The sequence below is a fragment of the Aminobacter sp. NyZ550 genome (assembly GCF_025628925.2).
GTDB lineage: Bacteria > Pseudomonadota > Alphaproteobacteria > Rhizobiales > Rhizobiaceae > Aminobacter > Aminobacter ciceronei.
On record NZ_CP114190.1, the window covers coordinates 4,897,739 to 4,911,074 of the forward strand.

Annotated in this window: 14 protein-coding genes; 4 read left to right on the forward strand and 10 right to left on the reverse strand. The window is 63.9% G+C overall.

Annotated features, from left to right (window positions below):
* Positions 1–5: 5 nt before the first annotated feature.
* From N7E70_RS24355 to N7E70_RS24380, 6 genes are all read right to left on the reverse strand, one after another.
* Positions 6–356: an ArsC family reductase gene (locus tag N7E70_RS24355; protein WP_263007890.1), complete on the reverse strand. Its 351-nt coding sequence runs from the start codon at positions 354–356 to the stop codon at positions 6–8.
* 68 nt (positions 357–424) lie between these two features.
* Positions 425–829: a RidA family protein gene (locus N7E70_RS24360; RefSeq protein WP_263007891.1), complete on the reverse strand. Its 405-nt coding sequence runs from the start codon at positions 827–829 to the stop codon at positions 425–427.
* Positions 826–1,677, reverse strand: a complete 852-nt coding sequence (locus N7E70_RS24365; protein ID WP_263007892.1) for an SMP-30/gluconolactonase/LRE family protein — start codon at positions 1,675–1,677, stop codon at positions 826–828. The genes N7E70_RS24360 and N7E70_RS24365 overlap by 4 nt, the downstream gene beginning before the upstream one ends.
* Positions 1,674–2,894 (reverse strand): aminotransferase-like domain-containing protein, encoded by a 1,221-nt coding sequence (locus tag N7E70_RS24370; RefSeq protein WP_263007893.1) that lies wholly within the window; start codon positions 2,892–2,894, stop codon positions 1,674–1,676. The genes N7E70_RS24365 and N7E70_RS24370 overlap by 4 nt, the downstream gene beginning before the upstream one ends.
* A gap of 23 nt (positions 2,895–2,917) precedes the next feature.
* Entirely contained in the window at positions 2,918–4,222 is a 1,305-nt protein-coding gene (locus tag N7E70_RS24375; RefSeq protein WP_263007894.1) for a Coenzyme F420 hydrogenase/dehydrogenase, beta subunit C-terminal domain, read from the reverse strand.
* A gap of 126 nt (positions 4,223–4,348) precedes the next feature.
* Entirely contained in the window at positions 4,349–5,287 is a 939-nt protein-coding gene (locus N7E70_RS24380; protein ID WP_263007895.1) for a LysR family transcriptional regulator, read from the reverse strand.
* 175 nt (positions 5,288–5,462) lie between these two features.
* Here N7E70_RS24380 and N7E70_RS24385 point away from each other — a divergent pair, with 175 nt between their 5' ends.
* Positions 5,463–5,906 (forward strand): MarR family winged helix-turn-helix transcriptional regulator, encoded by a 444-nt coding sequence (locus N7E70_RS24385; protein ID WP_263007896.1) that lies wholly within the window; start codon positions 5,463–5,465, stop codon positions 5,904–5,906.
* Positions 5,907–6,114: 208 nt separating this feature from the next.
* Here the strand turns inward: N7E70_RS24385 and N7E70_RS24390 are convergent, their stop codons facing one another.
* The gene (locus tag N7E70_RS24390; RefSeq protein ID WP_263007897.1) at positions 6,115–6,777 is read right to left on the reverse strand and encodes a flavin reductase family protein; all 663 of its coding nucleotides are present in this window, start codon (positions 6,775–6,777) and stop codon (positions 6,115–6,117) included.
* A gap of 317 nt (positions 6,778–7,094) precedes the next feature.
* Here N7E70_RS24390 and N7E70_RS24395 point away from each other — a divergent pair, with 317 nt between their 5' ends.
* The 3 genes from N7E70_RS24395 to N7E70_RS24405 all read left to right on the forward strand — a co-directional run bounded on the left by N7E70_RS24395 (position 7,095) and on the right by N7E70_RS24405 (position 10,214).
* Positions 7,095–7,784 carry a GntR family transcriptional regulator gene (locus tag N7E70_RS24395; RefSeq protein WP_263007898.1) on the forward strand — a complete coding sequence of 230 codons (690 nt, stop codon included), beginning with the start codon at positions 7,095–7,097 and terminating at the stop codon, positions 7,782–7,784.
* 86 nt (positions 7,785–7,870) lie between these two features.
* Positions 7,871–9,316: an amidohydrolase family protein gene (locus tag N7E70_RS24400; protein ID WP_263007899.1), complete on the forward strand. Its 1,446-nt coding sequence runs from the start codon at positions 7,871–7,873 to the stop codon at positions 9,314–9,316.
* A gap of 64 nt (positions 9,317–9,380) precedes the next feature.
* Entirely contained in the window at positions 9,381–10,214 is an 834-nt protein-coding gene (locus N7E70_RS24405; protein WP_263007900.1) for a DUF3800 domain-containing protein, read from the forward strand.
* 190 nt (positions 10,215–10,404) lie between these two features.
* Here N7E70_RS24405 and N7E70_RS24410 read toward each other — a convergent pair whose 3' ends face one another.
* The 3 genes from N7E70_RS24410 to N7E70_RS24420 all read right to left on the reverse strand — a co-directional run bounded on the left by N7E70_RS24410 (position 10,405) and on the right by N7E70_RS24420 (position 13,229).
* Positions 10,405–11,436, reverse strand: coding sequence for a DmpA family aminopeptidase (locus tag N7E70_RS24410; RefSeq protein WP_263007901.1), 1,032 nt, complete (start codon positions 11,434–11,436; stop codon positions 10,405–10,407).
* Between the two features lie 5 nt (positions 11,437–11,441).
* The gene (locus N7E70_RS24415; protein ID WP_263007902.1) at positions 11,442–12,029 is read right to left on the reverse strand and encodes an NUDIX domain-containing protein; all 588 of its coding nucleotides are present in this window, start codon (positions 12,027–12,029) and stop codon (positions 11,442–11,444) included.
* Positions 12,030–12,215: 186 nt separating this feature from the next.
* The gene (locus N7E70_RS24420; protein ID WP_263007903.1) at positions 12,216–13,229 is read right to left on the reverse strand and encodes an amino acid ABC transporter substrate-binding protein; all 1,014 of its coding nucleotides are present in this window, start codon (positions 13,227–13,229) and stop codon (positions 12,216–12,218) included.
* Between the last annotated feature and the right edge of the window lie 107 nt (positions 13,230–13,336).

The following is a 13,336-nucleotide window of genomic DNA, read 5'->3' on the forward strand; positions in this document are numbered from 1 at the left end:
CGCCGTTATCCAGGGAATGCGGCCTCGTAGGCCTCCGGCTTGAAACCAACGAGGCGGCGGTTGCCGAGGTCGAGCATCGGGCGCTTGATCATCGAGGGTTGAGCGAGCATCAGGGCGATCGCCTTGTCGGCGTCGAGGCTTTCCTTCTCAGTGTCGGGCAGCTTCTTGAAGGTGGTGCCGGCGCGGTTGAGCACCGTTTCCCAGCCGAACTCCTTGACCCAGCTTTCCAGGCTTTTGCGGTCGATGCCCGCGGCCTTGTAATCATGGAAGTCGTAGGCGACGCCGTGACCTTCGAGCCAGGTCCGGGCCTTCTTGATCGTGTCGCAGTTCTTGATGCCGTACATTTTGATCGACAAGACCGGGCCTCCACAAGCGCGGCCGGCCGGGCGGACCCGACTCGGCCAGTTTCAGGTCCGGCTAGGTTCTACACCTCGACAGCTTTGGCAAGCGCGTGGCGCCAGGCGACCGCCTCGACCTCGACCATGATCTCGGGCAGGACGAGCGCGGTGACGACCATGGCGGAGGCGGCCGGCGGATTGTCGGTGAAGATGCGGTTCTTGACCACGGCATAGGCCTGGTAGGCTTCGGCACTGGTCAGGTAGCAGCGCAGCGAGACGACATGGGCGAGCGTCAGCCCCGCCTCGGCCAGCACAGCCTCGATGTTGCGGAACACCTGCTCGGTCTGCCCGGTGGGGTCGCCGACCGCGATGATCTGCTTGTCCTTCAGCGCCACCTGCCCGGAGACCAGCACGAAGTCGCCGCAGCCGACGGCCTGGCTCATGCCGGGGAAGGCCATGCCGGGTGGATTGAAACGTTCAACATTGTTCATGGCCGTCCGGCTCCCGATGCTGGCGCGCGGACGACATCGATGCGCCCTCCCCTCAGCTTCACCGTCATCTCAGGGTCGTGGTGCGGGGCAATACAGATGTAGAGGTCGCGACCGTCGGCCCCACCGAGCATGCAGGCATAGGGGTTGGCATCAGGGATGACGACCCGCTCAACGATCTCGCCAGCCGGACTGATGCGCAGCACCATCTTTTCGTAAGGCGATGCAGCCCAGATGTGCCCCTCGGCGTCGAGGCAGATGCCGTCGGGCACATGGCCGTCGATCGCAGCGAACAGCCGGCGGTTGGACAGGCTGCCGTCGGCTGACATGTCGAAGGCGGTGAGACGGGCGGCCATAGACTCGGCGATGACGAGCGTGCGACCGTCAGGTGAAATCACCGCACCGTTGGGGCACATCAGGCCGTCCGCGGCAACACTGATGGAGCCATCCGGCGCGACAGCGGCCAGCACCGTCGGCGCCGGCGGCTGGCCGGCGTAGAAGTCGAAGCCGATGTTGCCGACATAGGCGCGGCCTTCACCGTCGACGACCATGTCGTTGGAATGGAACGGGTGGACGGCGGCGAGATCGGCATGAAGCACGAGTTTGCGGTCGCCAAGCCGTCGGAACAGCTTGCGGCCGTTCATCGAGACGACGAGCAGGTCGCCGTCCGGCAGCCAGCCCATACCGGATGGGCCGCCGGGAACGGCGAAGCTGTCGCACCTGATTCCGGCGGCATCCAGGACGTGGACGAGGCCGTCATGCTGGTCGGCGAACCACAACTGGCCGTCATGCCAGCGGGGGCATTCGGGATAGACAAATCCCCCCGCGATCGTGCGAACAGAAAGCGTCATGCCGGAACCCGGGCGCAAGCGCTGAGGATCTCGCCGAGCTTCTTGATGCCGCGCTCGATGATGTCTTCGCTGACATGGCTGTAGGCAAGGCGCAGGAACTGGCGGCCGTCGCTTTCGCCCATGAAACGTTCGCCGGGGCGGAAGAAGATGCCTTCCCTCGCCGAAAGCTCGGCGGCGCGCTGCCAGTCGACGCGCTCGTCGATTTCGAGCCAGAGATAGAACGAGCCCTGCGGCATGCGGAAGGTGACGTAGTTGCCGCAATGGTCGCGCACGGCGCGCGCTGCCGTCTCGGCCTTGCTTTTGTAAACCTTGTTGACCTCGGCGATATGCTCGTCGAGCAGGCCTTCCGAGATATAGGAGGTCATGACGCGGGCATGCCACTGACCGACGCCGAGATCCTGGCGCACGGCGGCGATGGGTTCGATGGCCGCGGCCGGGCCGGCGATCCAGCCGAGCCGCAGTGCGGGAGCGACGATCTTGGAGAAGCTGCCGCACTGGATGACGCGCTCGTCGGTGTCGAGGCTGAGCAGCGTCGGCAACTCCTCGCCGGCGAAACGCAGGTCGCCATAGACATTGTCCTCGATGATGAGAAAGTCATGTTCGCTGGCGAGCTTGAGCAGTTGCTTGCGGCGCGGCACCGACATCTCGGTGCAGGTTGGCGTCTGGAAGGTCGGGATGGTGTAGACGACCTTGACCTTCTTGCCCTCGGCTTTGACTTTTTTCAGCAAGGCTTCGAGCTTGTCGATGTCCATGCCGTGGTCGTCGACCGGCACTGTGCGCAGGTCGCCGCCGGCCATCTGCATGAAGCGCAACGCATAGGGGAAGGACGCCGCCTCGGCGACGACGACGTCGCCCGGATTGACGTAGCCATTGGCGGCAAGGGCGATGCCCTGCACCGACCCCGAGGTCAGGATGACGCCAAGCGTGCCGAGCTGCTTGCCCTGGGTGCGCTCGATGCGGTCAGCGATCTCCTTGCGCAGGCCCTTGAAGCCGAAGACCAGCTCCTCATAGCCGGTGGCCGGGTCGAAATAATCGAGCACCTTGGCGCCATGCTCGTCGAGCGCCTTGCGGGCGAGACGGACGAGGTCCTCGGTCGGGAAGGTCTCGGGCGCTGCCAGTCCTTGGTCGAAGTTGAAGATCGCCGGCACTTCGGGGTCGGGGAAGAACAGGGCCGGGCCGGAACCCGAGAGCTTGGCGCGCAAATGATCGACAGACATTGTTTCCTCCTTGGTGATTGTCGTCAGCTTGTCTTGGTGTCGGGGACAAAGGTCCCCGAGATAACCGGAGTGTCGGGGACAAAGGTCCCCGAGGTGATCGGGCTCTCGCGGTTGCGTCGCTTGAGCGAGCGGGCGAGCGTGCCGCGAAAGGCAGCCCAACGTTCGCGCCAGTCGGCGGCAAGGCCTGATTGCACCACGCGCAGCGCGCCATGATCAGGAAAAGGCTGGCCGGTCAAAGCGAGACCGGCGATCCGCCACAGCACCGAGCGCTTCTTGGTGCCGTGGTCGTCATGCATGGCCTCAAGCTCGGCAACGGAGAACGCCTCCTCATGAATGTAGCCGGCGACGACCGCATCCTCGATCAGTTGCCGGCCGCGTTCGGTGCGGGCGATGTGCATGTTCCAGCCGTCGCCGGCCTCGCGATGGCTCGGCTTGCCATCCTCCATGACCCAGCAGTCGCCGGCGACGACGTCGGCGTGCTCGCCTGTGCCGTCGGCGCAGATCTTGCAGCGGAACATCAGCTCATAGGTGAGGTTCGAGAACCAGGTCTCGTCATAGCTCTGGCTATGTTCCCTGCCCTGTCGCGTGCGCAGGTAGGTCGGCCCCGGCCAGCCATGGCCGCGATAGCGAAACTCCTCGACATCGCGGTGATCCTCGCCGAAGCGCCTGACGATGTTGTAGGTGGCGGCAATGCTGGGATTGCCGCCGCAGACCATCGCCAGCATGTAGGGGATCTGCAGGTCGACGCGCGGATCGACAAGCGCCAGGTTGCGCAAGGTGGCGACGTCGCAGGGCTTGCCGACGAAGGCGAAGCGGCGGCCGCTGTCGAGCAGCGCTGCGATGTCCTTCAGCGGCGCCGACGGCCCGTAGCGGGAGCCCGAAGAGGCAACGATCTGCTCGCGCGTGGTGTTGAACCTCGGTACGTTGTGCAGCGGGTTGTCGCTTGCGACGCCGGTCTGCAACACGCCGTCGACCTCGCCGCTTTCGACCAGATAGACCGCGAGCGCGGTGAGCACGCCGCCGGTGGCGCTCCTGAAGCGAATCTCCTTGTCGGTCGCATGGCCCTTGGCGAGATGCAGCATCGCGCCGAAAATGCGGTGCGGCTTGGCCTCGGGAGGTGAAGCACCCTGCTGCGCACGCCCGGCGCAGACCTGCAGCACCAGCTGCTGCTCTGTCTTGTCGAGCGGGCGCTGGCCCCGCGGCCGCATGAAACCTTCAGGCGACATATCCATGCGCAGGGCGTCGCCTCCGAGCAGGCTCGCGCAAGCGCCGCAGCCGGTGCAAAGCCCACGCTCAACAATCTCCTCGATGCTTGCCGCAGCACGCATGCGCCATCCTCCCGGCGACAGCCTCGCGGCCATCGCCCCAGCGACAGGTTTTCGATCTCAGCTGTTGGCTCAAGTTATAGGTCGGCGGTGTTTGCCCGGGCAAATTGCCAATCCGAATGACCGACATCAGCCTGAGTGATCCTGCGCCCGCTCCGGCGGCGGGAAACACTCGTCGAGCACGCCGCGAACCCAATCATGCGCCGGGCTGCCTTCAGAGGCCGGGTGCCAGTAGAGCCAGGTCTGAAGCGGCGGCATGCGGAAAGGCCGGGGCAGCGCAACGAAATCATCTTCGGGCAGGAAGTGCCGGACGAAGGAGGTCGGAATGGTGAGGCAGAGGTCGCTGCGCGACAGGATGGCGGCAGCGGCCAGGCAATGTTCGAGATGCACCGCCACCTGCCGCTTCAACTTCATCCGGGCCAGCGCGCCGTCGACCAGATTGGCAAAGCGCGGGCGATTGGAGATGTGCAGGTGGCTGAGCGCCATGTAGCGCTCGATGGTGAAGGGTTCGGTCGCCGCCGGATGGCCCCGGCGCATGACACAGACGAATTCGTCACTGAACAGCAGGCGTTGGCCGAAACCATCCTCGGCCAGCGGATGCGACTCGACGGCGAAGTCGATCTCGCCCGAGGCCAGGCCGGGAAACAGGTCACGCTCGGCAAGGAAGCGGTTGCGCACCGTCAGCCTCGAGCCCAGCCGGTTCAACTCGCCGACAAACGGCGCCAGCACGACCGCCTCGGCATAGTCGCTCATGCTGAAGGAGACGATGCGCTCGGAGGCGAGCGGGTCGAAGCGCTCATGCCGTGCGAGCGTGCGGTCGAGCGCGGTGAGCGCTTCGCGGACGGGGCTGATCAGCGTTTCGGCAAGCGGCGTCGGCGCGATGCCTTGCCGGGCGCGGACGAAAAGCTGGTCGCCGAAAATGTCGCGCAAACGCGCGAGGCTGTTGGAGACGGCGGGCTGGGTAACGTTGAGCGTCTCGGCAGCACGGGTGATGCTCGCCTCGCCGTAGACGGCTTCGAAGACATGCAGCAGGTTGAGGTCGAGCTTTGCCAGATTGCGCAGGACCATGTCCCCTCCTCCGTCGCTGGCTGTGCCGCTCCATCCGGCGAGAACGGACATTACCACTTGGGATGAAGGCGGCGACCTCGTCCGAAGGGACTAGGAGGAGGGTTCTTGCCGGAGATATTGCAGCGAATTACGTAGCTATCTAATGATAACCAAAAGAACAAAATCGGGGGACGAGATGAGCAGCGCCGAGCTGAAGAGCGCCTTTTTCGACGAATTGCTGAAGGTCAACCGCAAGCTCAGGACGATGTTCGACGCCCGGGTGAAGGAGCGCGGGCTGACGCTGGCGCGCGCCCGGCTGATGATGCAGATCGCCAAATGCGAGGGCAAGACGCAGGCCGACCTGGCCGAGCAGATGCAGATCGAGCAGCCCTCTCTGGTCGGCCTCATCGACGGGCTGGAGAAGAAGGGGCTGGTGGTGCGCTGCACCACCGATGGCGACCGCCGCACCAAGCGCATATTCCTGACGCCGACGGCACGGCGCGAGGCCGACAGCATGTTCGCCGACGTGGCCGAACTGCGCAGCCTGGTGCTGACGGGCGTCGATGACGCCGACATCGAATGCGCAACACGCGTGCTGAGCGTGCTGAGCAAGAACATCGGCGCGGCGGCGGAGGACTGACACGCGCCAAACAGAAAAGGCGCCCGAAACGAGCGCCCTTTCCGTGCAAGGTCGTCGGGGGCTTACGCCTTGCGGTGGAGCGGCTAGGCCGACACAGTCGATAGGGCGCTTCCGCTTTTCTTCGAATCGCGGAACCTCTCTATCTTCTTGTTTTTGCGCAATTCCGGACGGAAAACCGCTGCACACTTTTCCTGGAATTGCGCTAGCTTCAGCCGTTGACCTTTTCTGACTTTGGGGCGGCACTGGCTGCCGCTTCCTCATGAGGAAAAAGCTCGGCCGGGCGCTTGAGCACGAACTGGTCGGCGGCCACTATGTAGTTGTCTGCATGGAGACGCGCGATCGGCTGGTAGATTTCAGGCCGGACATAGCGGCCGCGCTCGTCGAGGCAGTCATCGCGGACATACATCTGCACGACCTCGCCAATGACGATGGTGCGGCGGCCATAATCGAGGATCTGCGACACCCGGCACTCCATGGCGCAGGGTGATTCCACAATACGCGGGGCAGCGATCTTTTTCGACGGCGTGCTGGTCATGCCGGCAAGCTCGATCTCGTCGACGTCGGCGGGGAAGTTGATGCCGGTGACGATCATCTCGTTGGCAATCGCCATGTCGACCATGTGGACGACGAACTCACCGGAGCGACGGATGTTGGCGACCGTATCCTTGGCGGTGCCGTCGGGGCGGGTCTGCATGCCGAGGATGAGCAGTGGCGGCTCATGCGAGAAGACGTTGAAGAAGCTCATCGGCGCGGCATTGTTGCAGCCATGCTCGTCGATGGTGGTGACGAGAGCGATGGGACGAGGCCCGACAAAATTGGTGAGCAGCCGGTAGCGGTCCATCTCGGGCAGCTCGGCGAAATCGAAATCCATTCTTTCTCCTTCGGACCGCATTCCGCAGCGGATGGACGGCTCGCTGCCAAGCCCTTCCCCAACCACATGGTCGGAGGCGCCGATGTCACCATCATACACCCGAAGCGCCGGCGCCTTATGGCTGGGACGGTGGCCCTGCCATGTTACATCGGCGCTGTCGGGAGCGCTTTCGGGGGTACTTTCGTGCTCATTCCATCTCACGCTGACATCGTATCCAATTATTGTCAACAATTACGTCGACAGATTTGTTGACTTAGCTTCCATTTAGGTTTGAATAGGCTGAAGCTGCATTTCGGGACGAGTGGGAGGAGGATTGGATGGACGCTGACGCACGCATGCGGCATGCCACCGACCAGGAAATCTACGAGAAGATCTGGAGCGCCATTGCCGAGCGGCAGATCGGCCCCGGCACGCGGCTGAAAGAAGAACAGCTTGCCGACATCTTCGGTGCCAGCCGGGCGCGCATCCGCCATGTGCTGCAGAACCTCGCCCGCGACGGCCTGATCACACTGGTTCCCAATCGCGGCGCCTTCGTATCGAAACCGTCGATCGAGGAAGCGCGCGACGTGTTCTTCGCCCGCCGCACGATCGAGGAGCGGCTGGTCGAGCGGCTGTGCGCCACCATCGACGCCGCCGGCATCGCCCGGCTGGGCGAACATGTCGACCAGGAACGCAAGGCCCACCAGGGCGGCGACCTCGCCGGCGCGATCAGGCTTTCGGGCGCGTTCCACATGCTGATCGCCGAGCTGGCGCAATCGCAGATCCTCGCCACCCTGCTGCGCGACCTGGTTTCGCGGACGTCGCTGATCATGGCGATGTACCAGCAGAAGGAAATCCAGAACTGCGGCCCGGACGAGCATGCGGCGATCGTACAGAGCATCACCGCGCGCAACGCCAAGGCGGCACTTGCCGTCATGCACCACCACCTCGCCCATATCGAAAACCAGCTCGATCTCGAAAGCGAACGTGTGGTCGCGCGCGACCTGGAAGACATTCTGGGACTGTAGCCCCGGTTTGAGCATGGCTTGCGGACATCTGGCCCGGAGCTTCCGCGACCAGGCAATATCGCCCGCCGACATTGGAAAGCAGTGACATGACGCAGCCTGACATCCTCGTCCGTAACGTGACGGCGATCACCGTCGACCCGCAACGCCGAGTAATCGACCGCGCCTGGATCGCGGTTACAGGCGACCGCATCAGCGCCATCGGCGGCGACGGCGAAGCCGAGCCTGCCGGCGCAAGGGAAGTCATGGACTGTAACGGCATGGTGGCGATGCCTGGACTGATCGACAGCCATTCACATGCCGGCCACGGACTGGTGCGCAATGCGGGCGCCGGCCTCGACACATGGTTCGACGCCTGCGAGGAAATCTATGCGCGCGGTTCGACCCCGGCCTTCTGGCGTGCCGAGGCGCGCATGACCCAGCTCGAACGCCTGCGCGGCGGCATCACCACTGGCATGACGCTGCTCGGCGGCGGCGCCGATATCTACCGCACCGACGATCCCATCTATGGCGACGCGCATTGCGGTGCGACCGCCGAATCCGGGCTGCGCACCTTCATGGCGGTCGGCCCCGGCCGGCCGCCCTTCCCCAGGACCTATCACCAGTTTTCGCAGAGCGGAGAGGCAAGGGACGTGTCCGTCAGCTTCGAGCGCCAGCTCGAAGTCAGCGAAATCCTGATCGACCGCTGGAACGACCTGCTCGACCGCGGCACCGGCGTGTGCCTGGTCATGCCGGTCTATTACGCCGCCCAACTGGCGGATGCCGATGCCCGCCGGCAGGTCGTCGAGATGGGCGAAGCAATCATGGATCTACGCCGTCGCAAGGGCGTGCTGTTCACCCAGGACGGCCATCGCGACGGGTCGATCGCGCTGGCGCGCGATCTTGGTGTCCTCGGTGAGTTCGCGCTGCTGGGTCACAGCGTCGACCTCACCGAGGAAGATTTTGCGGCACTGAAGGAGACCGGTGCGTCGATCATCCACAATCCGAGCGCCATCATGTCGGTCTATGGTCGCTGCCCGGTGCCTGAATTGATCGAGGCCGGCATCAATGTCTGCCTCGGCTCTGACGCGGCCGCCCCCGACCGCGGCTACGACATGTTCCGCCACATGGCGCAATGCATGCACTACCACCGCCGCCACTTCCGCGACCCGGCCTATCTGCCGCCCGGCAAGACGATCGAAATGGCGACGATCGACGCCGCCAGGGCGCTCGGGCTGGAGAAGGAATTGGGCTCGCTGGAGCCTGGCAAGAAGGCCGACATCGTTTTGGTCGACATGCGCAAGCCGCATCTCTATCCGCCCGTCATGCCGGTGACGCGCATCGCCCACTTCGCCAATGCCGCCGACGTCGACACCGTCATCGTCAACGGCAAGGTCCTGATGCGCGGCCGCAAGACCGACCATCTCGACGCAGACGACATTCTCGCCGATGCCGCCGAGCAGGCAGCACTCGCCTTCGAGCGTGTCGGGCTCACACATCTGCTCGAAGAACCTGAAGAGTTCTGGCGCTTGGCGCGGCAGCCGTTGCCGGGCTAACATCTAAGCCCAACAGAGACCAGTTGCCGATCTTCCGGCTGCGGGCGGAGAAGGTCTGACTGTCTTGATCCACGCCTATTTTGACGAGAGCGCTGAACAGAAGGTCGGCCACGGAGTGCTAACCGTGGCAGGTTACATCTTCGAGGAGGACGGACTTCGCGGCTTAGAAGACGAATGGGCGAAGCTGCTCGAAACCTACCGACTGCCCTACTTCCACATGACGGAGTGCAATGCGGACGATCCGCTATCGCCTGAAAATGTATTCTCTCACCTCACCAAGCCAGAACGCATTGAGGCCGCAAAGGGTGCGATTGCTATTGCCCGAAAGCACCCTCTGCACGGCGCAGCGTATGTGGTGTTGCAGGAGGAGTACCGCGAGATTTTGGAGGACGGCGGCTTCGGCTGCGACGCGTACAGCTTCCTACTGTGGAGCGCCTTACTTCAAGTGTCCAAATGGTGCATCACAAACAGGCCACAACAATCTCTATCGCTCTCTTTCGAGCAAGGCTACAAGACGCAATCCAGAGCAAACGATCTGCTCCAGTTCGCAATCCAAGATGAGGCCGTCTGGCGGAACAAAGGGCGCCCGCCAGTAATCAGCCACTCATTCTTTGACAAGGACGCTTCATATCCCGGACAGGCCGCAGACCTGCTTGCGTGGCACGTTCGCAAAGGAAACGCCAACGTCGCATCTGGTAAGCCAGTCAGAAGGGATAGCACCGCCCTCTTCAAAGATCGTAGCATCAAGACCGTTCACTATCCGAGAGAGCGGTTGGTCGAGATTAGGGATCACTTCATCCTAACGGGCGGCACGCTAGAACGCGCCGCACAGATTCTTTTCACGCCTATCGACCCGTTCCTTGCCGACGAAGAGGCAGGTTCTCGATCGCCGAAATAGCTCTCTACGTTGATCAACGCCAAGCGCCCGAGCGGACCATGAGTTCGCCTCAGCTGGCGTGACGCCACCGGCGTTTCAGATGTATCCGCGTGGTAGGGAGGCATTTCAGGCAACGTCGGCGCTTCTGGTGGCACGGTAGTCAAATGGACGGCGTGCGCTTCCCGATCGGCTGATCGGCTCCACAGGTGACCTAACCTCGCTCTCGCAACCAACCCGCCAGCGACGGCCTGACATGCCCGGCGCGGCCATGCATGACCTCGGCTGCACACATCGAGTTCACCACCGCCTCCTCGGTTGCTTCGACTGCTGCGCGGAACAGGCGGTCGATGCGGTTTTCGTTGAGGGCGGAGACGGAAACGAAGTCGGCACGCTCGTCATGGTCGAAGGTCCGGGCAGTCGAGAAGCCGAGCGCAATGTCGCCGCTGCCATGCCCCCAATAGGCGCCCAGCCTTGCCAAGCCTGCACCGCAGCGGCGGACGACGCGCTTGAGCTGTCGGTGTTCCAGCGCGATGTCGGTGGCGAGGATGACGATGACCGAGCCTTTTTCCGCCTCTGCCTTGGAACGGGGGTCGGGGCGACGTCCATCCGGCAAAATCAGATCGCCGGCGCGGCCGAAATTGGTCAGCACCAAAACGCCGACATGATGCGCGCTGCCGGCCAGTTCAATCCGGCGCGAGGCAGTGCCGATGCCACCTTTGAAACCGAAGCAGCTCATGCCTGTGCCGGCGCCGACATTGCCTTCGGCGACCGGTCCGGACGCAGCTGCCGCAAGGGCTGCGCGGGCATCGTCCTCGGAGACGGCAAGCGCCTGGATGTCGCTGAGATGGCCGTCATTGCACTCCATGACAACGGGATTGACCGTCGACGTCTCGCGGCCGATGTCAGGATTCTCCTGAACCGCCGCGCGGATCAGCGCGTTGGCGCAGGTGCCGACACCAAAGGTGTTGGTGAGCAGGATCGGCGTCTCGATCGTGCCGAGCTCGTCGACCTGCATCAGGCCGGCGCTCTTGCCGAAGCCGTTGATGACATCGCAGGCGGCCAGCACCTTGTTGCGGTACAGGTTGCCGCCATGGGGCAGGATCGCGCTCACGCCGGTGTTGAGGTCGCCGGAGCGGATGGTGCGGTGGCCAACGGCCACGCCAGCCACGTCGGTGATGGCGTTGAGAGGTCCTGACGGCGACGTGCCGAAGGATATGCCAAGCTCCCGGGCGATGGTCGACATCGGCGCTAGGCTCCGCGCAAAAGGTGAAGCGCTGCGTATTGCAGCAGCATGATGGTCTTGGCGTCGCAGATGCGGCCGTCGGCGATCATGGCGAGTGCCTCGTCGATGCCGACCTCCAGCACCTCGATGTCCTCGCCCTCACCTTCGTGGCCGCCGCCTTCGGAGATGCGGTCGCCCGGCTCGTAGCGGCCGACGAAGAAATAGATCCGCTCGGTGACGGCGCCGGGGCTCATGAAGGCCTCGAAGACGCGACGAACGTCGCGGACGCGGAAGCCCGTTTCTTCCTCGGTCTCGGCGCGGATGCGCTCCTCGGGGCCGGCATTGTCGAGCAGGCCGGCCGGCGTCTCGATCAGCATGTCATCGTAGCCGCTGACGAAAGCCGGGTAGCGGAACTGCTTGACGAGAACGACGGTGCGGCGAGCGGGATCATAGAGCAGGATGGTGGCGCCGTTGCCGCGGTCGTAGGTCTCCCGGCTCTGCAGCTGCCATTCGCCGTCGTTGCGGCGATACTCGAAGACCGTCTTCTTCAACAGATACCAGTCATCGGACAGGACTTTGACATCCTTGACGCGGACGCGGTCGGCTAAACTCATCAAACACCTATGCTGCGGCCCGACGAAACGCGCCGGGACTCTCGCGAGGCAGCATAGTCGGGGCCGCGCCGATGCGCGACCAGAAAACCCCTGCGGAAAAGGCGGGGCCGCGCTGACGCGCGACGTGGAAATTCCAATCGGAAGAGATGGGGCCGCGCTGACGCGCGCCCCCGGGGAGGAACGGTATCAGCGCACCGGCGGGGCGTACATCAGGCCGCCGGCATTCCACAAGGCGTTGATGCCGCGGTCGATCTTGAGCTCGCTCGACTGGCCGAGATTGCGCTCGAAGATCTCGCCGAAATTGCCGACCTTGGAGATAATGTTGTAGCTCCAACGCGGATCGAGACCGAGTTGCTGGCCGCTGTCACCCTCAGCGCCGAGGAAGCGCTTGACGGCAGGATTATCCGAGGACAGGCCGGCTTCGGCATTGTCCTTGGTGATGCCGAGTTCCTCGGCTTCGAGCAGCGCGAACAGCGTCCAGCGCACGATGTTGAACCACTTGTCGTCGCCCTGTCGAACGGCCGGCCCGAGCGGCTCCTTGGAGATGATCTCCGGCAGGACGACATAGGCCGCGGGATCGGTGAGCTTCAGCCGCTGGGCATAAAGTGCCGAGGCATCGGTCGTGTAGACGTCGCAACGGCCGGTGTCGAAGGCCTTGATGATACCGTCGGCGGAATCGATGACCACCGGCTCGTACTTCATCTTGTGAGCACCGAAATAGTCGGCGACGTTCTGTTCTGTGGTCGTGCCCTGCTCCGTGCAGACGGTGGCGCCGTCGAGCTTGAGCGCGCTGTCGACGCCGAGCGCCTTGCGGATCATGAAGCCCTGGCCGTCATAATAGGCGGTGCCGACGAAACGGATGCCGAGGCTGGAATCGCGCGACAGCGTCCAGGTGGTCTGGCGCGACAGCACATCGACGCCGCCCGACTGCAGCGCCGTGAAGCGCTCCTTGGTCGACAGCGGCACGTAGCTGACCTTTTCCGGATCGCCGAGCACGGCGGCAGCCACGGCGCGGCAGAAGTCGATGTCGAAGCCGGACCATTTGCCGGCATCGTCGGGTGCCGAGAAACCGGCAACGCCCTGGCTGACGCCGCAGGTAAGCTTGTCGCGCTGCTTGACGATGTCCAAGGTGTCGGCAGCGGCCGGCACGGCCATCGCGGCCGAGCCGAGCAGCAGCGCCGTGGCAATAGTCTTCCTCATGTATTCCTCCCTCTGGTGTTGAGGCAAAGCCTCTGCTTGCCGCCGGCGCGATGGCGCCGGAAGTCGGTGAATTCCCCTGTCGTTAATTCCCTCCGCGCGAGAGCTTC